Source organism: Amycolatopsis sp. NPDC003731, from assembly GCF_053586895.1.
Genome location: NZ_JBSFNC010000010.1, coordinates 89,531 through 112,098, shown reverse-complemented (window position 1 = coordinate 112,098; position 22,568 = coordinate 89,531). Strand labels below are relative to the sequence as shown.

Here is a 22,568-nt window from a genome sequence, read left to right as displayed (position 1 = left end):
AGAGGCCTAGGAGGCGACATAGATGGGTGACCGGGTCGAAGGTGGCTACCGGCGGGTGCTGCTGAAACTGGGCGGCGAGATGTTCGGCGGTGGTTCGATCGGCGTCGATCCCGACGTCGTGCACTCGGTCGCGCAGCAGATCGCCGACGTCGCCCGCACCGGTGTCCAGGTCGCGGTCGTGATCGGCGGCGGCAACTACTTCCGGGGCGCCGAACTGTCGCAGCGCGGCATGGACCGCGACCGCGCCGACTACATGGCGATGCTGGGCACCGTGATGAACTGCCTGGCGCTGCAGGACTTCCTGGAGAAGGAGGGCCTGCCCACCCGCGTGCAGACCGCCATCACGATGGGCCAGGTCGCCGAGCCCTACATCCCGCGCCGCGCCGAGCGGCACCTGGAGAAGGGCCGCGTCGTGATCTTCGGCGCCGGGGTCGGCATGCCGTACTTCTCGACCGACACCGCGGCCGCGCAGCGGGCGCTCGAGCTGGGCTGCGAAGCCGTGCTGATGGCGAAGGCCGTCGACGGCGTCTACACCGCGGACCCGAAGGCCGACCCCACCGCCGAGATGTTCCGCGAGATCACCCACCGCGAGGTGCTGGAGCGGGACCTCAAGGTCGCCGACGCGACGGCGTTCAGCCTCTGCATGGACAACAACATGCCGATCATCGTGTTCAACCTGCTCACCGAGGGGAACATCGCCCGCGCGGTGAGTGGTGAAAGAATCGGCACGTTGGTCAGCACCCCCACTGCCGGGGTGCCGGCCTAGACCTGCTGGGATCAGCAAGCGCCACCCATCACAACTACGGGAGTGACCGTGATCGACGAGACCCTCCTCGATGCCGAGGAGAAGATGGAAAAAGCGGTGTCCGTCGCCAAGGACGAGCTGCAGTCGGTTCGCACCGGCCGGGCTTCGTCGGCGATGTTCTCGCGGATCGTCGTCGAGTACTACGGCTCGCCGACCCCGCTGAACCAGCTGGCCAGCGTGAACGTGCCGGAAGCCCGGATGGCGCTCATCAAGCCGTACGACCAGTCGCAGCTCGGCGCGATCGAGAAGGCGATCCGGGAGTCGGACCTCGGGGTCAACCCGAGCAACGACGGGCAGGTCATCCGCATCGTCATCCCGCAGCTCACCGAGGAGCGGCGCAAGGAGATGGTGAAGGTCGCGAAGGGCAAGGGCGAGGACGCCCGCGTCTCGATCCGCAGCGTCCGCCGCAAGGCCAAGGACGAGCTGGACCGCATCGCCAAGGACGGCGAGGCCGGTGAAGACGACGTCGCGCGCGCGGAGAAGGAACTGCAGAACCTGACCGACACCTACGTGCACAAGGTCGACGAGCTGGTCAAGCACAAGGAAGCCGAGCTGCTCGAGGTCTGATGGCACAGGTGAGCGAGGAACGCGAGGACCGGGTGGACGCCACCGGAGCACACCCGGCGGCCGCGCCCGGGACGCCGGAGCCGGGCGAAGCCGGCACGCCGGCCACGCCGGACTTCCCGGGCGAGGGCGGGGCTTCGGCGACCTCGGAAACCGGCCGGGCCACGGGGACGCCGGTCGTGCCGGAGACCTCGGAGGCCGGCGAAGCGGCCCGGTTGTCGGCCGCCGGGACCACCGCTGCGGAAGCGCCTGCGGCCGCGGCCCAGGGCACTCCCGCGGACCCGGAGACGGGTGCGTCGGACACGCCGGCGCCGCCGGATGCGGTCAAGAAGGCCTCCAAGGCCGGGCGGAACCTGCCCGCGGCCATCGGGGTCGCCCTTCTGCTCGGCGCCGCGATCATCGTTTCGCTGCTCACCGTTCGCTATCTCTTCATCGGGATCATCGCGATCGCGATCGCGGTCGGCACCTTCGAATTCGCCGGGGTGCTGCGCCGGGTCGCCGACATCCGGGTCGCGATGATCCCGGTACTCGTCGGCGGGCAGGCGATGATCTGGCTCGCCTGGCCGTTCGGGCGGGAAGGCGCGCTCACCGCGTTCGTCCTCACCGTCCTCGCCTGCCTGCTCTGGCGGCTGCCCGGCGGCGCGAAGGGCTACCTGCGCGACATCAGCGCGTCCACTTTCGCCGCCGCGTACCTGCCGCTCTTCGGGGCCTTCGCGGCGATGCTCGTACCGCCGGAGGACGGCGTCGGGCGGGTGCTCACCTTCCTGATCGGCGTCGTCGCGTCGGACACCGGTGGCTACATCGCCGGCGTTCTCGGCGGCAAGCACCCGATGGCGCCGACCATCAGCCCGAAGAAGACCTGGGAAGGCTTCGCCGGCTCGGTGATCGGCGGGGTCGTCGCCGGGGCACTCACCCTCAGCCTGCTGCTCGACGGCCACGTCTGGCAGGGCGTGATCTTCGGGGTCGCCATCGTGCTGACCGCGACGCTGGGCGACCTCGTCGAGTCGCTGATCAAGCGCGACCTCGGCGTCAAGGACATGGGCACGCTGCTGCCCGGGCACGGCGGGATCATGGACCGGCTCGACTCGCTGCTGCCGTCGGCCGTCGTGTCCTGGCTGCTGCTTTCGGCGTTCGTTCCGGTCTAGTCGTCGTAGGGGTCGTCGACCTCCGCGCGGCCCCAGCCTTCGGTGACGCGCGAGTGGTCGATCACCGCGAACACCGCTCCCTCGGGGTCGGCGAGGATCGCCATCCGGCCGAACGGCGTGTCGTACGGCTGGATCACCACCGTGCCGCCGTGCATGATCGCTTCGCCCGCCACCGCGTCGACTCCGCGGGCCGGGTCGATGTCGAAGTACACGAGCCAGTGCGGCGGGGTGTCGAGGCTGTACTCCGAACCCATCACGTACCGGTACAGCACCGGCTCGTGCTCGATGAGCCATTCGACGTAGTCCAGCATCTCGCCGTCGCCGATCTGATGGCTGCCGTAGGTGAACAGCTTGGTGTAGAAGTGATCCGCCGCGACGCCGTCGTGGGTGTTGAGGTCCGCGCCGCTGAAGGTGTTCGGGATGCCGGTGACGAACTCCCAGTTCGGCGGCACCTCCCAGAACACCACCGGCGCGCCGCACGCGTCGAGGGCGTGCATGATCGTGCCGCGGTCCGGGATCGCCACCGGCCCGAGCGTGATCCGCCCGCCGAGGTGCTCCACCCACTCGGCCGCGCTCGCGGTGTGCGGCACGGAAATGTGCGGCATCCACCCCAGCGGCGCACCCTGGGCCGCGCGGTAGAGCCCGCCGACCGGGAGGCCGTTGAGCGCGCCGATGGCGTAGCGGCCGTCGGACGTCGCGGGGTCTCGCTGAGTGGTGTACTCCCAGCCGAAGAGGGCACCGTAGAATCTTTCCGCCACGGCCTGCTCCCGGCAGGCCAGCTCGATCCAGCACGGAATTCCGGCCGGGACCGGGGACGGGGTACTGGACGGGCCGATTGCCATGGGTGCTCCTCCCGATACCCACCGGATTCTAGGCGTGATCCGTGAGTTTTCCGCCAAGAATTCGCCACCGTGCGGGCACGGCCCGGCGACGAGGACCCGGAAGGAGCAGCGGGGGTGCGGTGGTCGTCGCGGCGCACGGAGGTCGTGCCGAGCCCCAACATCTGGTACTACCAGGCCGATTACGAGCTGGAGAACCGCGCGCAGGACAGCGGCGGGGAGATCTGGCGGGTGCTGCGGGAGGAGCACGACTGGACCGGCCTGGACGTGCTGGACGTCGGCTGTGGTGACGGGTTTCACTTGCCGCGCTTCGCCCGGGACGCGCGCTCGGTGCTCGGAGTGGAGCCGCACGAGCCGTTGGTGCGAAGCGCGCTGAAGCGCATCGAGGGACTGTCGAACGTGGACGTCCGGATGGGCCGCGCGCAGCGGCTGCCGGTCCGCAGCGCGAGTGTCGACATCGTCCACGCGCGCACGGCGTACTTCTTCGGGCCCGGCTGCGAGCCCGGGCTGGCGGAGGCGGAACGGGTGCTGCGGCCGGGCGGCGCGATCCTGATCGTCGACCTGGACGTCACCAGCGAGCCCTACGGCCGCTGGATGCGCGCCGACCTACCGCACTACGACCCGGGCGCCGTGGAACGGTTCTTCGCCCGGGCCGGGTTCGGCTGCCGCCGCGTCGCGACCGAATGGCGTTTCGCGACCGCCGCGGACCTCGAAGCCGTGCTGAAGATCGAGTTCAGCCGGCCGGTCGCCGAACAGGCGATCGCGGAGTCCTTGCAGCGTAACGGGAATCGCGCCGAGGACCTGACGCTGCCGGTGGGCTACCGCGTCCACGCGCGGGTCAAGCCCACCGGCCTCGTCCTGCCTGGTCACTCCGCCTTCTCCGGCGAAGCGGACTCGTTCTCGTCTTCGCCGAGGATGCCGTAGAGCGAGCGCCGGGCGTCGTTGAGCACCTCGGCCGCGCGGGCCTGCTGGCTCTCGGACCCCGCGCGCATGATCTGCACGACGGCGGCGGCCAGGTTCTTGCCCGCCTTCGCGAGCCCGACCTCGACCGGGTCGACGTCCTGCGCGATCTGCTCCCACGGCGGGGTGCTGTCCTGCTCTTCCGCGGCGGCGCGGCCGGCGTCGGTCAGCTCGAACAGCTTCTTGCCGTTCTCGTCCTTGCTGATCACCAGGCCTTCGTCGGCCAGCATCTGCAGGGTCGGGTAGACCGAGCCCGGGCTCGGGCGCCAGAAGCCGCCGGAGCGTTCGCCGATCTCGCGGATGATCTCGTAGCCGTGCCGGGGCTGCTCGGCGAGCAGCGCCAGGATCGCGGCGCGGACGTCACCGCGGCGGCTGCGCCGTCCGCCGTGACCCCGCCGGTGCGGGCCGTGGCCGCGACCGCGTCCACCGGGGCCGAAGCCCGGGGGGAACTCGCCGAAACCACCGAAGGACCCGAAGGGTGCGCGCCCACGTTCGTGGGCGAAGGGGTGTCGTTGCCTACGCATGTCATGTTCCTTTCTCGAACTGTTGCGACACGTTCACGATATATCGGAAACGGTCGGCTGGCAACCGGTCTTCGGTGACGCCGGTCACCTGGGAAGATCGGCGTGTGCCGGAAACCATCGACGAGATCGACGCGCGCCTGCTCCAGGCGCTGGGGGAGGACCCGCGGTCCACGGCGGTCGCGCTGGCCGAGCGGCTGGGCCTGTCCCGCAACACGGTGCAGGCCCGGCTCGTGCGGCTGGAGCAGCGCGGCGTCCTGAGGTCGTTCGAGCGCCGGATCGACCCGGCGCGGCTGGGCTACCCGCTGCGGGCGTTCGTCAACGCGCAGGTCGACCAGCGGCGCCTCGCCGAGATCGGCACCGCCCTCGCCGCGATCCCCGAGGTCACCGAGGTGTGCGGGCTGACCGGGGCGAGCGACCTGATGGTGCAGGTGGTCGCCGTCGACGCCGACGACCTCTACCGGATCGCCGGCCACATTTTGGCCTCGCCCGGCGTGGAGCGGACGAACATCTCCCTCGTCATGCGCGAGCTCGTCCCGTACCGGCTGGCGCCCCTGCTGGAGCGCGTGCATTCTGCGCAGCCGGAGGCCTGAGCCCCCGGGATCCGGTGCGCATTCTGCGCACTTGCGGCGGCATCGGTTGTGCGATGCGTCCACCAGTGCTGTCCTGGTGTGCGCTTCCTGCACGAAAGGTGTCGACGATGACCCATGCCCCCGTGACCGCCCCGGCGCTCACCGCGATCGAGCAGCGGGTCCTCTGGCTCGCCACCGCGATCGTGCACCAGGCCAACCGGGTCCGGCCGAACCCGTCCGGGCTCAAGGTGGGCGGGCACCAGGCGTCGTGCGCGTCGCTCGTGTCGATCATGACGTCGCTGTGGTTCCGGCACCTGCGCCCCGAAGACCGCGTCTCGGTGAAGCCGCACGCGTCGCCGGTGCTCCACGCGATCAACTACCTGCTCGGCGAGCTGGACGAGACCTACCTGCCGACGCTGCGCGAGTTCGGCGGCCTGCAGAGCTACCCGAGCCGGGCCAAGGACCCCGACCCCGTCGACTACTCGACCGGCTCGGTCGGCATCGGCGCCACCGCCCCGATCTGGGGTGCGCTGGCCCGCCGCTACCTGACGACCCGGGGTTCGGCGGCCGGCACCGGACGGCAGTACTCGCTCGTCGGTGACGCCGAGCTCGACGAAGGCGCGATCTGGGAGGCCATCCTCGACCCGGCCGTCGCGGAGCTCGGCGAGATCGTCTGGATCGTCGACCTCAACCGCCAGTCCCTCGACCGCGTGGTCCCGAACATCGCGGCCGGGCGGCTGCAGGGCATGTTCGACGCCGCCGGCTGGCAGGTGCTGACCCTGAAGTACGGGCGGCTGCTGGAGGAGCTGTTCACCCGGCCCGGCGGCGCCGAGCTGCGCGCCCGCATCGACGGCATGCCGAACCCCGAGTACCAGCGGCTGCTGCGCTGCGACGCCGTCCAGCTGCGCGACCGGCTGCCCGCGGGGAACGCCGCACTGAGTGAGCTGGTCGCCTCGCTGGACGACGAGACGCTGCTGGCCGCGATCCGGAACCTCGGCGGTCACGACCTCGGCTCGCTCGACGAGGTTTTCGCGTCCATATCGGACGACCGGCCGACGGTGATCTTCTGCTACACCGTCAAGGGCCGCGGCCTGCCCACGCAGGGGCACCCGCAGAACCACTCCTCGCTGCTGACCGTGGCCCAGATGGAAGAGCTGGCCGCTTCGCTGGGTACGGACCTCGCTTCGCCCTGGGAGGGCTTCGCTGCCGGGTCGCCCGAAGCCGCGTTGTGCGCTGAAGTCGCTTCGCGCCTTCGCCGTACGGACGTTCCTTCGGCGCCTTCGCTGGACCTGCCGGTCGACATCGGACGTACACCGTCCGGGACCGCGACGACGCAGGCAGCGCTGGGGCGCGTGCTGCTCGACCTGACGCGCGAAGCGCCCGAAGCGGCGAAGCGCGTGGTGACGGTCAGCCCCGACGTCAGCTCGACGACCAACCTCGGCGGCTGGGTCAACAAGGTCGGCGTGTGGTCGGCCACCGAGCGCCGCGACTGGTTCGAGGACGACCCCGAGACGATCATGCACTGGCGGGAGAAGCCGACCGGCCAGCACGTCGAGCTGGGCATCGCCGAGACGAACCTGGTCGGCCTTCTCGGCGAGCTGGGCGCGACCTGGAGCCGCTGGGGCGAGCCGCTGCTGCCCATCGGCGTCATGTACGACCCGTTCGTCGAGCGTGCGCTGGAACCGTGGTCCTTCGGCATCTACGCGGGCGGGCAGTCGATCCTGATCGGGACGCCGTCGGGTGTCACGCTCGCCCCGGAAGGCGGCGCGCACCAGTCGATCACCACGCCGTCGATCGGCATCGAGCAGCCCGGCTGCGTCAGCTACGAACCGGCGTTCGCGATCGACACCGAGTGGACGCTCCTGGCCGCGCTCGGCCGGCTCGGCAAGCCGGGCGGGACGTCGTCGTACTTCCGGCTCTCGACGCGCCCGGTCGACCAGACCCTCGCCGCGGTGCCCGCCGACCCGGCCGCGCGCGAACGTCGTCGCCGTCAGGTCGTGGCGGGCGCGTACCTGCTGCGGCGCGCCGCTTCACCTGCCGTCACGCTCGCCGCGATGGGCGCGCTGGTGCCGGACACCTTGGCGGCGGCCGAGCGGCTGGCCCAGGTCGGCGTCGAGGCGGACGTCGTCTGCGTGACCAGCCCGGGCCTGCTGTTCGAGGCCGTGCAAGCCCGGTCCGGCCGGGGCGGCGCCGAGTCGTGGATCCTGGACCAGGTCTTCCCGGCTTCGCGGGCCAAGCCGCTGGTCACGGTGCTCGACGGGCACCCGCACACGCTGGCGTTCCTGGCCGGGATCAACCGGGTCCCCTCGGTCGCGCTCGGCGTCACCGGCTTCGGGCAGTCGGGGTCGCTGGAGGACGTCTACCGCCACCACGGCATCGACACGGACGCGATCATCCGGGCCGCGCTCGACGCCGTCAGCTGAAGGTGGCGCCGGCGAGCAGCGTGTCCATCTTGGCGTCCCAGCCGGGGAAGGACCCGTACTGGACGACCAGGACCTTGCTCGTCGGCAGCCACCACATCCGGACCTGGTTGTTCTGCGCCGAGTTCTCGCAGGTGACCTGCCAGCGGCCGTACTCGGCCTTCTTGGGCCCGATCGGCGCGAAGCCGGAGTCGAGGAGCTTGCTGTCCTTGGCTCCCGAGGCCTTTCCGGGCGGCGAAGCGGGCGTGATGCAGGTCGGCAGGTCGGTGCCGGTGTACCAGCCGAAGGGCCGCTTCGTGCTCGGCGGGTTGATCGGGGCGCCGGGGTCCGCCTTGCGCAGGTCCAGGACCCGCGCTTCGCAGATCGCGGTGCCTTCGGCGATGCAGCCGTCGAGCAGGCCGTCCGGGCTGTGCTCGGTGTAGGTCGCGCCCGCGGGCAGGGGCAGGTGCAGGGCGCCCACGTTCGCCTGCGGCCCGCTCGGCTTCTCGGGCCCGTTCTCCGCCGGGGGGCTGCAGGCGGCGACGCCCAGGGTGAGGGCGACAACCAGGACAAGGTGCCGGAGGGACACGCGCTCACCTCTCTCGTCGGACGCGGTGCACGGTGGATCATCCCTGTGGGTGACCCGGCCCCGCCGACCGGGGGCGGTCCGTGACCTGGGGTACACCTGGTGGGGGCGCCACGGGCGACCCCGGCGCGCGCGTGGGACACTGGTCCGGTTATGACTGCCCTTCCCCTCGTCTTCGACGCGCCCAAGCGCGGCCTGCCGCCGCGCCACCTCGCCGACCTCTCGGTGTCCGAGCGTGCGGACGCCGTCGCCGAGCTGGGGGAGAAGCCGTTCCGCGCGAAGCAGCTGTCGAACCACTACTTCTCCCGCCTGACGGTGGACCCGGAGGAGATGACGGACATCCCGGCGGCTTCGCGCGCGCGGCTCGTCGAGTCGCTGATGCCGACGCTGCTCACGGAGGTCCGCGCCCTGGCGGCCGACAACGGCGCGACGCGCAAGACGCTGTGGCGCGCCCACGACGGCACGCTCCTGGAGAGCGTCCTGATGCGGTACCCGGACCGCGCGACGCTGTGCATTTCGAGCCAGGCGGGCTGCGGCATGGCCTGCCCGTTCTGTGCGACGGGCCAGGGCGGCCTGGACCGCAACCTGTCGACGGCGGAGATCGTCGACCAGGTCCGCTCGGCGGCGGCGGTCATGCGCGACGGCACGATGCCCGGTGGCCCCGGCCGGCTGTCGAACATCGTCTTCATGGGCATGGGCGAGCCGCTGGCCAACTACAAGCGGGTCGTGGCGGCGGTGCGGCGGATCACCGATCCCGCTCCCGGTGGGCTGGGGATCGGGCAGCGTTCGGTGACGGTGTCGACGGTGGGCCTGGCGCCGGCGATCCGCAAGCTGGCGGACGAGAAGATGCAGGTGCGGCTGGCGGTGTCGCTGCACACGCCGGACGACGAGCTGCGGGACACGCTGGTGCCGGTGAACAACCGGTGGTCGGTGGACGAGGTGCTCTCGGCGGCGCGGTACTACGCCGATACTTCCGGGCGGCGGGTGTCGATCGAGTACGCGTTGATCCGGGACATCAACGACCAGCCGTGGCGGGCCGAGCTGCTCGCGAAGCGGTTGAGGCAGCACCTGGGTCAGCTGGTGCACGTGAACGTGATCCCGCTGAACCCGACGCCGGGCAGCAAGTGGGATGCGTCGCCGAAGCCGGTGGAGCGGGAGTTCGTGCGGCTGGTGAACGCCGGGGGAGTAGCGTGCACGGTGCGTGACACGCGCGGCCAGGAGATCGCCGCCGCCTGCGGGCAGCTTGCTGCCGAAGGCTGAGTTTTCGTTTCGGTTATGGAGAAATCGTCGTGATGTATGCGCCCAGCCTGCTGGACCCGGCTGCGGAATCGTTGAAACTGTCGGACTTCACCGGCGCCACGGACGTCGCCCGCCAGGCGCGGACGCTGCTCGGTGAGCGGTTCAGCTCGGTGACGTTCATGTACGTCCTGATGCGGGCGTACGAGGTCGAGTACAACGCGGCGCGCGACGCTTCGCGGTGGCACGAGTTCCACGGCGGCCCGCGGGCGCTTTCGGATGCCGATCTGGAGAAGCTGCTCGCTCCGTGGCTTGACCGCTGACCGGCACGAATGGCGGCAGACACCCCGCGGCCGCGGTGTTAGAACGGTAGGCATGCCGCATCGGATTGCTCGATACGCCACGGTCGCCGTCGGGGTTGTCGCGCTGAGCGGTGCCGGGGTTGCTCCCGCGCACGCCGTCAGTGGCCCGATCCAGAGCTTCACCTTCAGCGGGACCACGCTGACCGCGGTCAACCAGTATTCCTACTTCCCGCTCGGGCCCATCGTCCCGTTGCCCGTCTCGATTTCGCGGCCGGCCGACGGTGGCGCGCAGGTCGTGGCCAGTGGCAAGGGGGTCGTGCAGTACGCGTGCCAAGGGACGGCGATCACTACCTACACCGCCAACGGCGCGGAACTCACCGTGCCGTGCGGCTGACCGGGGACGCCAGGGACTCCGACAGCGTGACCAGCTCCCGGGCGTCCTCGTCCAGGCTGCCGCCGTCCGGGATGGCGATCGGCATCGGCTCCTCCGGGACCTGCTCGCCCCGGGCGTGGGCGCGCAACGCCTCCTTAAGCCGATCCGGCAGCGGGCCTTCCGAGCACGCGACGTACGGGCTGATCCGGACCAGCCCGTCGCGGCATTCGATCACCCTCCGGTAATACCGGCGGTGGACGCCGAGGAGGCTCAGCGTGTCCCAGCGGCCCAGCGGGGTCCGGCTCAGTGCGTCCTCGGGGAACGCCTCGTGCAGCTTTGTCCACAATGGACGGAGGCGGTGGTACGTGCGCAGGTGCTGCCACCACACGCGTCCCGCCGCCACACGGGTGGCGACGCCGGGGTAGGACAGGCCCACCACGAGCAGGATCGCGCTCGGGAACACCAGGAACACCGTGCCCTGGACCAGCAGCCAGGGGATCGCCGCACCCGTCCAGCGGACCAGGACCACCGCGATCAGGGTCGCTCCGCCCAGCGCGCCGATCGCGAAACCCACCGACGCCACCGACAAACCCCGCGCCAGCCGTGGTGCCGCCCCACGCGCGTAGCGACGCGCGAAGAAGCAGGCGCTCGCGATGCCGTATGTGAGGTACAGATCCGCCGCGAGGTAGAAGACCGACACCGCGCCCCGGGGGTACTGCGCGGGCGGGACGTCCGGCATCAAAACCGTCACCGTCGCCATCACCAGGATCGCCGTGGCCAGCGGGATCAGTTCCAGCAGCGCGCGGCGCCGGGCCCGGTCAGCCGGGAGGGCCGAGAACAGGAAGAAACACGCCAGGGAAAAGACCAGCCCGCACAGGAAGATGTGCTGGAACAGCAGCGGCACGATCCGCCCCGGATCCGGCTGGTTGACGTCGCCCGCCAGCAGGCCCAGCGGGTACGCGGCCGCGAAGCAGGCCAGGCACGCGGTGACCATCCAGCGCGCGATGTCGCCCGGGGCGCGCGTCAGCTGGTAGATCTTCCACAGCAGCGCCGGGAACAGGATGACGCCCTGGAGCACGATCAGCGTGACCTTGCTGTTCACAGCCAGCCCAGCCGTTCGTCGAGCGCCGCGTCGATCCGCCGCGCGGCGCCCTCGTCCGACGACGGCGGTGCCACCCGGTCGAGGACCGAGGCCCACTCCAGGATGATCGTCGCCACCGTCTCGGCCTCCCGCTCGTGGTCGGTGTCGTAGGACGTGCGGAGCAGGGCTCGCCGGACCGCCTCCGGTTCCAGGCCCGGCGCCAGCCGGCCGACCAGGTCGGGGTTCTCCGCGGTGGCGCCGTGACCGGCCAGCATGTGGCCCAGCTCGTGCAGGATGATGTGGCGCTGGTGGGCCCTGCTCGTGTCCTGCTGGTAGACGATGTAGTCGGCCTGGGCGGTGGCGATCCAGGCCCCGAACGGCCCCGGCACCGGGATCCGGTGCGGCAGCAGCCGGATCGGGCGGCCGCGCTGCTCGCCGACGCTGCGGCACAGCTCGAGGACGTCCAGCGGGGGCCGGATGCCCAGTTCGTTCAGCAGCCGCCTGCAGCGGCGCCGCAACTCGCGTTCCTTCACCAGCCGCCTTGCCATCGCCGTCGGAGCATACGGACGGTAGCCCGTTCCACCCTTACGGTAGACGACGGCACCCCGGACGATCATCGCCCGCCCTGGGGACCCGGAGCCGTCAGCCGTTCTCCAGCGCGATCTCGCACAGCGACGCGCGCAACGGTGAACTGCCGCTCACCGGGTCGCTCGGTCCTTGGGCCAGCACGAGGTTGAGGTTGGCGCTGCCCTCGCCGGTGACCGGGTAGCCCGGCTCGCCGAGGCCCGCCGCCGGCTGCCACCAGCCGTGCTGGCCGCACACCACGCCCGGGTCGAGGTTGACGTTGAACTTCGCCCGCGCGCGGACGTTGCCCCGGGGCGTCTCCAGCCGCACCCAGTCGCCGGCGGTGATGCCGCGGGCCGCCGCCGTGTCCGGGTGCAGCTCGACCTGGGGGTCGGGGGCGGACTTGCGCAGGCTCGTGATCGCACGGTGCTGGGTCTCGCAGAAGAACAGCGACTTGGCGCAGGTCAGGACCAGCGGGTAGCGGGCCGCCAGGTCCGGCCGGGACAGCGGGCTGATCGACGGCTCGTCGTAGGTCGGCAGCGGCGGATACCCCTTCCGGAGCAGCGTTTCGGAGTACAGCTCGACGACGCCGGAGGGCGTCCGGAACCCCTGCCGTTCGTACTTGCGGTGGACCGTCCGCAGCGGCAGGCGGATGCCCTCGGGGGCGGCCCGCAGCTGTTCGAGGCTCAGGCCGCTCGGGGCGAGCCGGTGGCGCCAGGCCGCCTCGATGTCGCCGTCGAAGAAGTGCTCGCCCAGCCCGAGCGCGACCGCGAGGTCGAAGATGATCCGCAGGTCCGGACGCGCTTCGCCGCGCGGGGCGACCAGCGGACGCCGCAGCTGGACGGTGGCTTGCGCGTCCTGGCCGGTCTCGAACCCGATCCGCAGCGCCTCGGCTTCCCACGCGCTCGTCGCCGGCAGCACGATGTCGGCCTGCTCCGCGGTCGGGCTCATGAACAGGTCCGTGTGCACGAAGAAGTCCAGTGCGCGCAGGGCGTCCCGGCCACGCGCGCTGTCGCCGTGGGCCAGCACCAGGTTGGCGCCGAAGTTGACCAGCGCCCGGGCCCGGTACGGGACGCCGTCCAGCGCCGCCCGGTAGAAGTCCTCGCCGGTGACGTACTCGAACCGCGCCGGGCCGAGCGGCCGCTCGCCGACGCCGATGGCCTTGGCCCGCTGCCCGTCCGGCAGCAGCGCCGTCCCGTCGACCGGGTTCGCCGGCACGGGCGTGAACAGCACGTTCCCGCCGGGCACGTCGAGGCAGCCGGTGAGGGCGTACAGCTGGCCGATCGCCCGGACGGTCTGCGTGGCGTTGCTGTGCTGCTCCAGCCCGCTCCAGGTGTAGAACGCGACCGGGCGCGCCTCCCACAGCAGCCGGGCCGTGGCGGTGATCCGGTCCGCGGGGACGCCGGTGATCCGCTCGGCGACGTCCGGGGCGAACCGGGCGCACTCTTCGGCGATGAGGTCCCAGACCCGGCGGGTCGCCACCCCGGCCGGCACCGGTGTGCCGGGGGCCAGCAGCTCGCCGGTGTCGGTCCGGACCGACCACGGCGCGTTGGTCCACCGTTCGACGAAGTCGGGGTCGTACCAGCCGTTTTCGATCATCTCGTGGGTGATCGCCAGCGCGAGGGCGGCGTCCGTGCCGGGCCGGACGCGCAGCCAGTGGTCGGCCTTGCTGGCCAGGCCGGCCCGGCGCGGGTCCACGACGACGAGCTTCGCGCCCCGCCGCAGCGCCGCCGTGGTCGCGGTGGCGTGCGCGAGCCGGGACACCGACGGGTTGTACCCCCAGTAGAGGACGCAGCCGGCGTGGTCGAGATCGGGCAGGTAGGCGCCGGGCACCGGCTCGCCCCAGGTGTAGGTGGTGGCCAGGTGGCGTCCCCAGCCGCACAGTTCCATGTAGCTGACCAGGTTCGGGCTCCCGAAGGCCCGCCGGAGCCGGGTCAGCCAGTCGACCGAATCGGACATCGCCGACGTCGACGGCGAGGCACTGCCGAACACGACGGCTTCCGGCCCGGACCCGGCGGCGATCGCCGTCAGCCGCGTCGCGACGGTGGCCAGGGCCTCGTCCCAGCCGATGCGCTCCCAGCCGGGGTCGGCCGCGACCTTCGGAGCGGTCCGCCGCAGGGGGTGCAGCAGCCGGCCGGGGTGCTCGACGATCTCCGGCGCGGCCTTGCCCTTGACGCAGAGGGCCTGCCCGGTGGGGTGGCCGGGCAGCGGGCGCAGGGCGAGCAGGCGTCCGTCCTCGACGGTGGCGGTGGCCCCGCACCGGGACACGCACAGCGGGCAGAAGGTCGCCACTTCGGTCGCCATCGGCGCACCTTTCGATACGTCCGTCCGGAGCATTCATCGTGGCACCGGCGCACCCGGGTGGCGCACTACAAGTTGATAAAGGACTTTTCGTGGGGAATTCGCCGGTTTTAATTCGGTGGCGTGGCCGGGGGAGACGGAGTTGAGTCCGTGCCCATGGTGCAGGTGCACGGAACGTGCGACGAGCGGTTCGGAGAGGTGCGCGACGCGCTCGCGGAGTCCTTGGGCAAGGACGACGTCGGCGCTTCGGTCGCGGTCGTCTTCCGCGGCGAGCTGGTGGCCGACCTGTGGGGCGGGTACGCCGACGCCGGCCGGACCGTGGCCTGGGAAGAAGACACGATCACCAACGTCTGGTCCACGACCAAGACGATGATCGCGTTGTGCGCCTTGATCCTCGCCGATCGCGGCGAGCTCGACCTCGACGCGCCGCTCGTCCGGTACTGGCCGGAGTTCGGCGCCGCGGACGTCCGCGTGCGGCACGTTCTGTCGCACACGGCGGGGCTGCCGGTCTGGGACACGCCGATCACGCTCGAAGACATCGGCGACCCGGGCAAAGTCACCACGCTGCTGGCCGCGCAGAAACCACGGTGGACACCCGGGGAAATCGGCTGCTACCACGCGCTCACGCAGGGGTTCCTGCTCGGAGAGATCGTCCGCCGGATCACCGGGAAGACGATCGGCGCGTTCTTCGCCGCGGAGGTCGCCGGGCCGCTGGGCGCGGATTTCCACATCGGACTGCCCGACCGCCACCACCACCGCGTGGCGCCGTCCCTCGCCCCGCCCGGCGGGCTGACCGTGCCGCCGCCCACCGAACTCTTCGACGCCGCCCCCAATCCCGAGTTCGTGCCCGAGGACACGAACACCGCGGCTTGGCGGCGCGCGGAAATCCCGTCGGGGGCCGGTTACGGCAATGCCCGGTCCGTCGCCCGGGTCCAGTCGGTCCTGTCGGCCGGCGGGGCCGTCGACGGCGTCCGGCTGCTCTCGCGGACCGGGTGTGAGCGGGCACTGGAGGAGCAGTACCACGGTCTCGACTACGGCTTCGGCGTCCCGATGCGGTACGGCCTGGGCTACGGCATCAGCGGCCGGAACTGCTTCTGGGGCGGCATGGGCGGTTCGCTGGTGTTCAACGACCTCGACGCCGGCCTCACCGTTGCCTACGCGATGAACCAGATGCTCGACGCCATCGTCGGCGACGGCCGCGGCATGACCATGGTCGGCGCGGCGTACAGCGGCCTGGGGTAGGCGTCAGCGCGGCCGGCCCGGCGCCCAGAGGCCGTCCGCGTCACCCGCCTCCAGGCGGCCCCGGTACACCCCGATCTTCCGGTCGATCAGCTTCAGGTTCTCCTCCAGCTCCGCCAGCCTCGCCAGCACGTCGGCGCGGTGTTCCTCCAGCAGGGCCAGGCGTTCCTGCTCGTTGCCGCGGCCGGCGGCGACGAGGTCCGCGTACCGGCGGATCGTCTTGATCGGCATGCCCGTCGCGCGGAGCTTGGTGCAGATCTTGATCCAGTCCAGGTCCAGTTTGTGGTAGCGGCGCCGGCCGCCGCTCGTGCGGTCGACCCGGGTCACCACCAGGCCCGCTCGTTCGTAGTAGCGCAGCGTGTGGGCGCTGACCCCGGTCCGGCGGGCCGCGTCCGCGATCGACAGGCCCTCCGCGGGGATCGGGTTGACTTCGAGCACGCTCTAAATCCTAGCGTCGAAGGCATGACCACCAACCGTCCCGGGCTCGTGCTCGCCATCTGCTGCGCCAGCATCGTCGTCGTGGTGATGGACATCTCCATCGTCACCGTCGCCCTGCCCGCCATCCGCCGTGACCTGGGCGCTTCCGTCTCCGGACTGCAGTGGACCGTCGACGCCTACACGCTCGTGCTGGCGGCCTTCCTCGTGCTCGCCGGGTCCGCCGCCGACCGGTTCGGCCGCCGCCGCGTCTTCCGGTGGGGGCTCGCCCTCTTCGGCCTCGGGTCGCTGCTGTGCAGCCTGGCCCCGGGCATCGGCTGGCTGATCGCGGCCCGCGCGCTGCAGGCCGCCGGCGGCACCATGCTCAACCCGGTCGCGATGGCCATCGTCGCCACCACCTTCCCCGCGCCGGCCGAGCGCGCTCGCGCCATCGGCGTGTTCGGTTCGATGTCGGGCCTGGCGCTCGCGCTCGGGCCGATCCTCGGCGGCGCGCTCGTCGACGGCTTCGGCTGGCGGGCCGTCTTCTGGGTCAACGTCCCGATCATCGCCGCCGCGCTCGTCGCGACGACGCTGTTCGTGCCCGAGTCGCGTGCGCCGCGGGCCCGCCGGTTCGACCCGGTGGGGCAGGTGCTCGTGCTGCTGGTGCTCGGCAGCGTCGTCGCCGCGCTGATCGAGTCGCCGCGGCTGGGCTGGACGTCACCGTGGAGCGTCGGCCTGCTGGTCCTCGCCGGGCTCGGCGTCCTGGGCATCCTCGCCTACGAACCGCGCCGCACCGATCCGCTGCTCGAACTGCGCCTGTTCCGCAGCCTCTCGTTCAGCGCGGCGATCGTCATGGCCCTGTTCGCGCTGTGCGGGTTCGGCGCCTTCCTGTTCGTCACGACGCAGTACCTGCAGGACGTCCGGGGCCTGACCCCGCTGAGAGCGGGCCTGTGCCTGCTGCCGGTCGGCGTACTGGTCCTGGTCCTGTCCCCGCGGACCGGACGGTTCGTCGGCACGCGCGGGCCGCGGTGGCCGCTGGTGGTCGCCGGTGCCGCCCTCGCCGTGGGCGGCGTCGTCTCGGCGTTCCTCGGCCCGGCCACGCCGCTGCCCGCCGTGCTCGCGAGTTTCCTGCTGTTCGGCGTGTTCCTCGGCACGGTGAACCCGCCGATCACGAACACCGCCGTCTCCGGCATGCCGGGGTCGATGGCTGGGGTGGCCGCGTCGCTGGCCTCCGCCGGACGGCAGACCGGGACCACCCTCGGCGTCGCGCTTTCGAGCGCGGGACACGGCGTGTGGTGGCTGGTCGCCGGGCTCGGAGCCGGTCTGGTCGTCCTGGCGCTGCTGAGCACCGGACGCCGGGCGGCCGCGACGGCCGACCGGGCGGCGGCGCTGTTCGACGAGCTCAGCCTCCCGCGACCGACGGGATGATCGACGCGCACCCTCCTGGTGATGCAGCTCACAGGTACGCTGCCGGAAAAATCTCCCCGGGGAAATGTCGAACGCCGGTCGCGGCCGTTCGACGCGGGGGTGAAGGCCGGTCACCGCGTCCGGGAACGCACCGGACCCCGGCCGAGGGAACACCAGGGAGCACACCATGCGGTTTCTCATGATGCACCGGGTCGACGAGCAGGACCCGAAGAGCTGGAACCCGAGCCAGGAGTTCATCGAGCAGATGGGCGGGTTCATCCAGGAGGCGGCGGAGAAGGGCATCCTGATCACCGCGGAGGGCGTCCACCCGACGGAGAAGGGCTCGCTGGTCCGCAAGCCGCGCGGGGCCGCGATCCGCGTGACCGACGGGCCGTTCGCCGAGGCCAAGGAGGTCATCGGCGGGTTCGCGCTGATCAACGCGGCGGACCGGGCGGAGGCCGTCGAGTTCGCCAAGCGCTACGTCGAGCTGTTCGACCAGGACATCGAGGTGGAGGTCCGCCAGGTCGTCGAGTTCGACGAGCTGCCGACGCAGGACTGACGTCCGTCCGGTGGCGCTAGGCTGGCCGGGACAAAGACTCCGGGGGGTTGAGCGGATGTTCCTGGTCACCGGCGCCACCGGCAACGTCGGCGCGGAAGTGGTTTCGGCACTCGCGGCGGTGGGCGCCCCGGTCCGGGCGCTGGTGCGCCGGCCGGACGTCGTCCTCCCGGACGGGGTCGAAGCCGCCGTGGGCGATCTCGGCTCGCCCGGAAGCCTCACGGACGCGCTCAAGGGGGTCGAGGGCGTCTTCCTGCTGTCCGGCTACGAGGACATGTCCGGCCTGCTGCGGGACGCCGGGGTGCGGCGGATCGTGCTGCTGTCCGGGGGCTCGGCGGCGTTGGAGGACTTGGACAACGCCGTCTCCCGGTACATGACGCTGTCCGAGCGCGCGGCGCGGGAATCGGGCCTGGACTGGACGTTCCTGCGGCCGCGCGCGTTCATGTCGAACGCCCTGCGCTGGCTGCCGCAGCTGCGCGCGGGCGACACGGTCCGCGTCCAGTTCCCCGACGTCCCGGTGGCGTGCATCGACCCGGCGGACATCGCGGCGGTGGCGGCGCTCGCTCTGGCCGGCGGGCACGAAGGGCTGGTGCACGAACTGACCGGGCCGGTGGCGATGCGGCCCGCGGAGCAGGTCGCGGTGCTGGCCTCGGTGCTGGGACGGGACCTGCGGACTGTTGAGCTGTCGGACGACGAGACACGGGTGGAGCTCGAAGCGGGCATGCCGCGCGAGTACGTCGACGCGTTCTGGAACTTCTACGTCGACGGGACCTTGGACGAGGCCACGGTGCACCCGACGGTTTCGGAGGTGACCGGGCGGCCGGCGCGGACGTTCGAGGAGTGGGCCGAGGCGCACGCGGGCGTCTTCCGCTGACCCGGTGGGGAGAGCAGCGTGAACGGTGACCGGGTGGCCTGCGTACTTCTGGGTCCTCCCCGCCGGCTGGGTGCTGCTCGGCCCGGTGCTCGCCTGGTCGAAACGGCTCGGCGAGGACCGGGCCGACCCGATGGCCGCGCGGTTGCTGGCCGGGCACCCCGCCCAGGTCGACCGGATCAAGAAGCTGCAGGACCGCGGCTTCAGAGCGTGAGCACGACCTTGCCGGCCGAGTGTCCCTTGTGGACGTAGTCGATCGCGGCCGCGGCGTCGGCGAGCGGGTAGGTGCGATCCAGCACGGGCGTGAGGCCGCCGGCTCCGATCGTTTCGCGCAGCACTTCGAGGTCCGCGCCGCGGACCGCGGAGACGAGGCCGCGCAGCCGGTGGCCCACGAACAGGCTCAGCAGCGCCGCGCCGGCGACCCGCTGGGTGCCGCCCAGCCACCGGCCGCCGGTCTCGCTGCCGACGAGCACCAGCGTGCCGCGCGGCGTCAGCGCCCGGCGCAGGTGCCTGAGCCGGCGCGCGCCCGCGGTGTCCAGGACGAGGTCGTACCGCCGGCCGGTGAAGTCTTCGCGCGTGTAGTCGACGACGTGGTCGGCGCCGAGCTCGCGGACCAGGTCCGTCTTGCCGGTGCTGCACACCGCGGTGACTTCGGCGCCGAAGGTCTTGGCCAGCTGCACCGCGAACGACCCGACGCCACCCGCGGCGCCGATCACCAGGACGGACTGGCCCGGCCGGACCCGGCCCGCGTCGCGCAGGCCCTGCAGGGCGGTGCACCCGGAGATCGCGACGGCCCCCGCCTGCTCGAACGAGAGCCGGGCCGGTTTCGCCGCGACCCGATCGGCCTTCGCGACGGCGTACTCGGCGAACGCGCCGGTGCACTCGCCGAACACCTCGTCGCCGGGGCGGAACTTCGTGACGCCGTCCCCGGTCTCCTCGATCGTGCCCGCGAAGTCGAGGCCGCGCACGGGGTTCTTCGGCCTGCGGACACCGAAACCGAGCAGGCGCACCAGGTACGGCTGCCCGGTGGTCAGGTGCCAGACGCCCGGGTCGACGCCGGCCGCGTGCACGCGCACGAGGACCTCGCCGGGCCCGGGCGCCGGTCTTTCGATGTCGCGCGGTTCGAGAACGCCGGGATTTCCGTAGCGGTCCTGGACGATGGCTTTCACGACGACTCCTCCGGGTACTGGAACACTTCTTCGAGCGGGACTCCGAACACGTGCGCGATCTGGAACGCCATTTCGAGCGAGGGCGAGTAGCGGCCCTGCTCGATGGCGATGACGGTCTGGCGGGTGACCCCGAGCCGGGTGGCGAGCTCGGCCTGGGTCATCTGGCCGTGCGCGAACCGGAGGGCGCGCAGCGAGTTCGTGACGCGGGTCGGTTTCACCACGGCTGGAAACCCCGCCGGTAGGCGAAGATCCGGGTGATCGACCCGAGGACCGCCGACAGGGTGAAGGCCAGGTAGATGACGTTGGCGATCCAGAAGTGCGGCGCCTCGGCCATCGCCAGCAGCAGCGCGGCGACGGCGCCGATCACGACGAACGAGTGGCCGACGTGCTCGCCCAGCCGGCCGATTTCGACGTCGCGCTGATCCTTCGCGCCGTCCTTCGACACGATCGCGACGACGATGCTCAGCACGATCGTCGCGACGATGGACGTGCCGACCGTCCAGAGCAGCGCCGCGACGTACGGGACCTCGGCGAGCGGCCGCCCGCCGGCCCGGCCGAGGACCAGCACGAGGTACACCGCGTAGCTCACCACCGCGGCAATCCCCAGGATCCAGGCGTTCTTCTCTTCGTGGGTCACCTCGCCAAGGTAAAACAAACCAGACATCGTGTCAAAGTTTCTTGACATGAGAAAATTCCGGCGCAGGGTGTCCAACGGGCCGGCCGTCGTTCGTAGTGCTGGCGTACGGCAACCGAGCCACAGGAGGAACCGTGAAGTACCTGATGCTGATCAACGCCGCTCTCGACGCCGACGGCGCGCCCACCGGCTGCAGCACGCCGGACGACTGGATGCTGTTCGACAAGTCCCTGAAGGAAGCCGGCGTCCACGTCGGCGGCGATTCGGTCGCCGACTTCACGACGGCGGCCACGGTCCGGGTCGACGAGCGCGGCGAGCGGCTGGTCACCGACGGCCCGTTCGCCGAGTCCCGCGAGGTGCTCGGCGGCTACTTCGTCGTCGACGTGCCGGACCTCGACGTCGCGCTCGACTGGGCGGCGCGCTGCCCGGGCTCCCGCGACGGCGGGTCGATCGTGGTCCGGCCGCTGGCCGGCTACGAGGGCTGACGGCGGTGGCGGGCGAGGCGCCCCGGCTCACCCTCGAGGCGGTGTTCCGGGAGGAGCGCGGGCTGCTGCTGGCCGCGCTCGCCCGCCGGTTCGGCGACCTCGACCTCGCCGAGGAGGTGACGTCGGAGGCGATCGAGGCGGCGCTGGTGCACTGGCCGGCCGAGGGCGTGCCGCCGAAGCCGGGCGCCTGGCTGATGACGACGGCCAGGCGCAAGGCGGTCGACCGCCTGCGCCGCGACCAGGCCTACGCGGCCCGGCTCGCGGTGCTGCAGGTCGAGGCCGAGCGCACGGCGCCCGCCCCGCCCTCGCCGTCGGGTGGATTGCCGGACGAGCGGCTCCAGTTGTTCTTCACGTGCGCGCACCCGGCGTTGCCGGCGGAGGACCGGGCGGCGCTGACGTTGCGCTGCCTCGCCGGGCTGACGACCCCGGAGGTGGCGCGCGCGTTCCTGGTGCCGAGCGCGACGATGGGCAAGAGGATCGTCCGGGCGAAGAACCGGATCCGCACGCTGCGGATCCCGTTCCGCGTCCCGGACGCCGCCGAGCTCCCCGGCCGGCTGCCGGGCGTGCTGCAGGTGGTGTACTCGATCTTCACGGAGGGCTATGCGGCCAGCTCGGGCCCGGACCTCCAGCGGCTCGACCTGGCGGAGGAGGCCATCCGCCTGGCCCGCATCCTCCGGCGGTTGCTGCCGGGGGAGCGGGAGGTCACGGGCCTGCTGGCGCTGATGGTGCTGGTCCACGCCCGCCGGGAAGCCCGAACGGGCCCGGACGGCGACCTGGTGTTGCTGGACGACCAGGACCGCAGCCGCTGGGACCGCTCGATGATCACCGAGGGGACGGCGCTGGTGGAGCAGGCGCTGACGGGAGGCCCACCGGGCTGGTACGGAGTCCAGGCGGCGATCGCGGCCCTCCACGACGAGGCGGCGGACGTGGCGAGCACGGACTGGCCGCAGATCGTGGCGTTGTACGACGTGCTGGGCAGGCTGGCGCCGTCGCCGGTGGTGGAGCTGAACCGAGCGGTGGCGGTGGCGATGAGGGACGGTCCGGAGGCAGGGCTGGCGTTGTTGGAGGGGCTGGCGGAGGAGCCGCGGTTGCGGGGGTACAGCCCATTCCCGGCGGCGCGAGGGGATTTGCTGAGCCGGCTCGGTCGGGTCGAGGAGGCGGCTTCGGCGTACCGGGAGGCCTTGGAGCTGGCGGGGACCGAGCCGGAGCGGGTCCATTTGCGGGGGCGGCTGGCGGAAGTGGAGGGGTAGGGGGAGGGGTGGTGGGCGCTGCCGCTCGCTTGGGCGGCTCGGCTTCCGCCGCTGCGGGGTTCGTTTGCGGGGCGGTTGGCGGAGGTCGAGGGGTAAGAGGCGCGGGGTGGGGGGCGCTGCCGCTGCCGCGGGCGCTGCTGCTACCTCCGCTGCCGCTGCCGCTGCCGCTGCCGCTGCCGCCGAGGCCGCAGCCTGCTCCGCCGCAGCCTGCTCCGCCGCAGCCTGCTCCGCCGCAGCCTGCTCCGCCGCAGCCTGCTCCGCCGCCGCAGCTCGTCGCCGCTTGCTCTGCTGCTCC

At 71.9% G+C, this 22,568-nt stretch carries 26 protein-coding genes; 16 read left to right on the top strand and 10 right to left on the bottom strand.

What is annotated here, in order from left to right:
• The first annotated feature begins 22 nt into the window (after positions 1 to 22).
• From pyrH to ACWDN5_RS06900, 3 genes are read left to right on the top strand one after another with little or no spacing between them, the layout of a single operon-like run.
• On the top strand, positions 23 to 766 hold the full coding sequence (pyrH, locus tag ACWDN5_RS06910; protein ID WP_013223864.1) for a UMP kinase: 744 nt from the start codon (positions 23 to 25) through the stop codon (positions 764 to 766).
• Positions 767 to 814: 48 nt separating this feature from the next.
• Positions 815 to 1,372 carry a ribosome recycling factor gene (gene frr, locus ACWDN5_RS06905; RefSeq protein WP_003065592.1) on the top strand — a complete coding sequence of 186 codons (558 nt, stop codon included), beginning with the start codon at positions 815 to 817 and terminating at the stop codon, positions 1,370 to 1,372.
• A complete protein-coding gene (locus tag ACWDN5_RS06900; RefSeq protein ID WP_449675085.1) occupies positions 1,372 to 2,514 on the top strand; it encodes a CDP-archaeol synthase in 1,143 nt (380 codons plus the stop codon). Before frr ends, ACWDN5_RS06900 begins: the two co-directional genes overlap by 1 nt.
• Here ACWDN5_RS06900 and ACWDN5_RS06895 read toward each other — a convergent pair.
• Entirely contained in the window at positions 2,511 to 3,356 is an 846-nt protein-coding gene (locus tag ACWDN5_RS06895; RefSeq protein ID WP_310974431.1) for a VOC family protein, read from the bottom strand. The two genes, ACWDN5_RS06900 and ACWDN5_RS06895, sit on opposite strands and share 4 nt — an antisense overlap.
• 114 nt (positions 3,357 to 3,470) lie before the next feature.
• On the opposite strand from ACWDN5_RS06895, the gene ACWDN5_RS06890 reads away from it, so the two are divergent.
• Entirely contained in the window at positions 3,471 to 4,277 is an 807-nt protein-coding gene (locus tag ACWDN5_RS06890) for a class I SAM-dependent methyltransferase (protein ID WP_449675092.1), read from the top strand.
• Here ACWDN5_RS06890 and ACWDN5_RS06885 read toward each other — a convergent pair.
• Positions 4,220 to 4,837 carry a PadR family transcriptional regulator gene (locus ACWDN5_RS06885; protein ID WP_449675083.1) on the bottom strand — a complete coding sequence of 206 codons (618 nt, stop codon included), beginning with the start codon at positions 4,835 to 4,837 and terminating at the stop codon, positions 4,220 to 4,222. The genes ACWDN5_RS06890 and ACWDN5_RS06885 overlap by 58 nt on opposite strands.
• A 104-nt stretch (positions 4,838 to 4,941) precedes the next feature.
• On the opposite strand from ACWDN5_RS06885, the gene ACWDN5_RS06880 reads away from it, so the two are divergent.
• Together ACWDN5_RS06880 and ACWDN5_RS06875 are read left to right on the top strand one after the other, a co-directional pair.
• On the top strand, positions 4,942 to 5,427 hold the full coding sequence (locus tag ACWDN5_RS06880) for an Lrp/AsnC family transcriptional regulator (protein WP_310974429.1): 486 nt from the start codon (positions 4,942 to 4,944) through the stop codon (positions 5,425 to 5,427).
• Positions 5,428 to 5,534: 107 nt separating this feature from the next.
• Entirely contained in the window at positions 5,535 to 7,829 is a 2,295-nt protein-coding gene (locus ACWDN5_RS06875) for a transketolase-like TK C-terminal-containing protein (RefSeq protein ID WP_449675081.1), read from the top strand.
• On the opposite strand, the gene ACWDN5_RS06870 is transcribed toward ACWDN5_RS06875, so the two are convergent.
• Complete coding sequence (locus ACWDN5_RS06870; protein ID WP_449675079.1) at positions 7,822 to 8,394, bottom strand: hypothetical protein; 573 nt, start codon at positions 8,392 to 8,394, stop codon at positions 7,822 to 7,824. The two genes, ACWDN5_RS06875 and ACWDN5_RS06870, sit on opposite strands and share 8 nt — an antisense overlap.
• A gap of 150 nt (positions 8,395 to 8,544) precedes the next feature.
• Here ACWDN5_RS06870 and rlmN point away from each other — a divergent pair, with 150 nt between their 5' ends.
• The 3 genes from rlmN to ACWDN5_RS06855 are packed head-to-tail and all read left to right on the top strand — an operon-like array spanning position 8,545 to position 10,323.
• Positions 8,545 to 9,651, top strand: coding sequence for a 23S rRNA (adenine(2503)-C(2))-methyltransferase RlmN (gene rlmN / locus ACWDN5_RS06865; RefSeq protein WP_310974426.1), 1,107 nt, complete (start codon positions 8,545 to 8,547; stop codon positions 9,649 to 9,651).
• Between the two features lie 32 nt (positions 9,652 to 9,683).
• On the top strand, positions 9,684 to 9,950 hold the full coding sequence (locus ACWDN5_RS06860) for a hypothetical protein (protein ID WP_310974425.1): 267 nt from the start codon (positions 9,684 to 9,686) through the stop codon (positions 9,948 to 9,950).
• Between the two features lie 52 nt (positions 9,951 to 10,002).
• Entirely contained in the window at positions 10,003 to 10,323 is a 321-nt protein-coding gene (locus ACWDN5_RS06855) for a hypothetical protein (protein WP_449675076.1), read from the top strand.
• Here the strand turns inward: ACWDN5_RS06855 and ACWDN5_RS06850 are convergent.
• The 3 genes from ACWDN5_RS06850 to ACWDN5_RS06840 all read right to left on the bottom strand — a co-directional run bounded on the left by ACWDN5_RS06850 (position 10,304) and on the right by ACWDN5_RS06840 (position 14,251).
• The gene (locus ACWDN5_RS06850; RefSeq protein ID WP_449675075.1) at positions 10,304 to 11,404 is read right to left on the bottom strand and encodes an MAB_1171c family putative transporter; all 1,101 of its coding nucleotides are present in this window, start codon (positions 11,402 to 11,404) and stop codon (positions 10,304 to 10,306) included. The genes ACWDN5_RS06855 and ACWDN5_RS06850 overlap by 20 nt on opposite strands.
• Positions 11,401 to 11,916: a hypothetical protein gene (locus ACWDN5_RS06845; protein ID WP_310974755.1), complete on the bottom strand. Its 516-nt coding sequence runs from the start codon at positions 11,914 to 11,916 to the stop codon at positions 11,401 to 11,403. Before ACWDN5_RS06845 ends, ACWDN5_RS06850 begins: the two co-directional genes overlap by 4 nt.
• Positions 11,917 to 12,025: 109 nt before the next feature.
• Positions 12,026 to 14,251: a molybdopterin-containing oxidoreductase family protein gene (locus tag ACWDN5_RS06840; RefSeq protein WP_449675073.1), complete on the bottom strand. Its 2,226-nt coding sequence runs from the start codon at positions 14,249 to 14,251 to the stop codon at positions 12,026 to 12,028.
• 153 nt (positions 14,252 to 14,404) lie between these two features.
• Here ACWDN5_RS06840 and ACWDN5_RS06835 point away from each other — a divergent pair, with 153 nt between their 5' ends.
• On the top strand, positions 14,405 to 15,490 hold the full coding sequence (locus ACWDN5_RS06835) for a serine hydrolase domain-containing protein (RefSeq protein ID WP_449675090.1): 1,086 nt from the start codon (positions 14,405 to 14,407) through the stop codon (positions 15,488 to 15,490).
• 3 nt (positions 15,491 to 15,493) lie between these two features.
• On the opposite strand, the gene ACWDN5_RS06830 is transcribed toward ACWDN5_RS06835, so the two are convergent.
• Positions 15,494 to 15,925 (bottom strand): MerR family transcriptional regulator, encoded by a 432-nt coding sequence (locus tag ACWDN5_RS06830; RefSeq protein WP_310974421.1) that lies wholly within the window; start codon positions 15,923 to 15,925, stop codon positions 15,494 to 15,496.
• A gap of 24 nt (positions 15,926 to 15,949) precedes the next feature.
• On the opposite strand from ACWDN5_RS06830, the gene ACWDN5_RS06825 reads away from it, so the two are divergent.
• The 4 genes from ACWDN5_RS06825 to ACWDN5_RS06810 all read left to right on the top strand — a co-directional run bounded on the left by ACWDN5_RS06825 (position 15,950) and on the right by ACWDN5_RS06810 (position 18,949).
• Positions 15,950 to 17,329: an MFS transporter gene (locus tag ACWDN5_RS06825; protein WP_449675070.1), complete on the top strand. Its 1,380-nt coding sequence runs from the start codon at positions 15,950 to 15,952 to the stop codon at positions 17,327 to 17,329.
• Positions 17,330 to 17,495: 166 nt separating this feature from the next.
• Complete coding sequence (locus tag ACWDN5_RS06820; RefSeq protein ID WP_310974419.1) at positions 17,496 to 17,867, top strand: YciI family protein; 372 nt, start codon at positions 17,496 to 17,498, stop codon at positions 17,865 to 17,867.
• A gap of 55 nt (positions 17,868 to 17,922) precedes the next feature.
• A complete protein-coding gene (locus ACWDN5_RS06815) occupies positions 17,923 to 18,738 on the top strand; it encodes an NAD(P)H-binding protein (RefSeq protein WP_449675069.1) in 816 nt (271 codons plus the stop codon).
• 25 nt (positions 18,739 to 18,763) lie between these two features.
• Positions 18,764 to 18,949: a hypothetical protein gene (locus ACWDN5_RS06810; protein WP_449675067.1), complete on the top strand. Its 186-nt coding sequence runs from the start codon at positions 18,764 to 18,766 to the stop codon at positions 18,947 to 18,949.
• Here the strand turns inward: ACWDN5_RS06810 and ACWDN5_RS06805 are convergent.
• The 3 genes from ACWDN5_RS06805 to ACWDN5_RS06795 are packed head-to-tail and all read right to left on the bottom strand — an operon-like array spanning position 18,939 to position 20,568.
• On the bottom strand, positions 18,939 to 19,904 hold the full coding sequence (locus ACWDN5_RS06805; protein WP_449675065.1) for an NAD(P)-dependent alcohol dehydrogenase: 966 nt from the start codon (positions 19,902 to 19,904) through the stop codon (positions 18,939 to 18,941). The two genes, ACWDN5_RS06810 and ACWDN5_RS06805, sit on opposite strands and share 11 nt — an antisense overlap.
• Positions 19,901 to 20,125: a helix-turn-helix transcriptional regulator gene (locus tag ACWDN5_RS06800; RefSeq protein ID WP_310974415.1), complete on the bottom strand. Its 225-nt coding sequence runs from the start codon at positions 20,123 to 20,125 to the stop codon at positions 19,901 to 19,903. The genes ACWDN5_RS06805 and ACWDN5_RS06800 overlap by 4 nt, the downstream gene beginning before the upstream one ends.
• A complete protein-coding gene (locus ACWDN5_RS06795; protein ID WP_310974414.1) occupies positions 20,119 to 20,568 on the bottom strand; it encodes a hypothetical protein in 450 nt (149 codons plus the stop codon). Before ACWDN5_RS06795 ends, ACWDN5_RS06800 begins: the two co-directional genes overlap by 7 nt.
• 104 nt (positions 20,569 to 20,672) lie before the next feature.
• Between ACWDN5_RS06795 and ACWDN5_RS06790 the strand changes: the two genes are divergently transcribed.
• On the top strand, positions 20,673 to 21,023 hold the full coding sequence (locus ACWDN5_RS06790; protein ID WP_310974413.1) for a YciI family protein: 351 nt from the start codon (positions 20,673 to 20,675) through the stop codon (positions 21,021 to 21,023).
• Between the two features lie 5 nt (positions 21,024 to 21,028).
• On the top strand, positions 21,029 to 22,273 hold the full coding sequence (locus ACWDN5_RS06785) for an RNA polymerase sigma factor (RefSeq protein WP_449675062.1): 1,245 nt from the start codon (positions 21,029 to 21,031) through the stop codon (positions 22,271 to 22,273).
• The last annotated feature ends 295 nt before the right edge of the window (positions 22,274 to 22,568 follow it).

Bases quoted from the DNA above. Each gene is read 5' to 3' on its own strand.
- pyrH (WP_013223864.1), top strand. From the start codon at position 23: ATGGGTGACCGGGTCGAAGGTGGCTACCGGCGGGTGCTGCTGAAACTG.
- ACWDN5_RS06900 (WP_449675085.1), top strand. From the start codon at position 1,372: ATGGCACAGGTGAGCGAGGAACGCGAGGACCGGGTGGACGCCACCGGA.
- ACWDN5_RS06895 (WP_310974431.1), bottom strand. From the start codon at position 3,356: ATGGCAATCGGCCCGTCCAGTACCCCGTCCCCGGTCCCGGCCGGAATT.
- ACWDN5_RS06885 (WP_449675083.1), bottom strand. From the start codon at position 4,837: ATGCGTAGGCAACGACACCCCTTCGCCCACGAACGTGGGCGCGCACCC.
- ACWDN5_RS06875 (WP_449675081.1), top strand. From the start codon at position 5,535: ATGACCCATGCCCCCGTGACCGCCCCGGCGCTCACCGCGATCGAGCAG.
- rlmN (WP_310974426.1), top strand. From the start codon at position 8,545: ATGACTGCCCTTCCCCTCGTCTTCGACGCGCCCAAGCGCGGCCTGCCG.
- ACWDN5_RS06860 (WP_310974425.1), top strand. From the start codon at position 9,684: ATGTATGCGCCCAGCCTGCTGGACCCGGCTGCGGAATCGTTGAAACTG.
- ACWDN5_RS06855 (WP_449675076.1), top strand. From the start codon at position 10,003: ATGCCGCATCGGATTGCTCGATACGCCACGGTCGCCGTCGGGGTTGTC.
- ACWDN5_RS06840 (WP_449675073.1), bottom strand. From the start codon at position 14,251: ATGGCGACCGAAGTGGCGACCTTCTGCCCGCTGTGCGTGTCCCGGTGC.
- ACWDN5_RS06835 (WP_449675090.1), top strand. From the start codon at position 14,405: ATGGTGCAGGTGCACGGAACGTGCGACGAGCGGTTCGGAGAGGTGCGC.
- ACWDN5_RS06825 (WP_449675070.1), top strand. From the start codon at position 15,950: ATGACCACCAACCGTCCCGGGCTCGTGCTCGCCATCTGCTGCGCCAGC.
- ACWDN5_RS06820 (WP_310974419.1), top strand. From the start codon at position 17,496: ATGCGGTTTCTCATGATGCACCGGGTCGACGAGCAGGACCCGAAGAGC.
- ACWDN5_RS06815 (WP_449675069.1), top strand. From the start codon at position 17,923: ATGTTCCTGGTCACCGGCGCCACCGGCAACGTCGGCGCGGAAGTGGTT.
- ACWDN5_RS06795 (WP_310974414.1), bottom strand. From the start codon at position 20,568: ATGTCTGGTTTGTTTTACCTTGGCGAGGTGACCCACGAAGAGAAGAAC.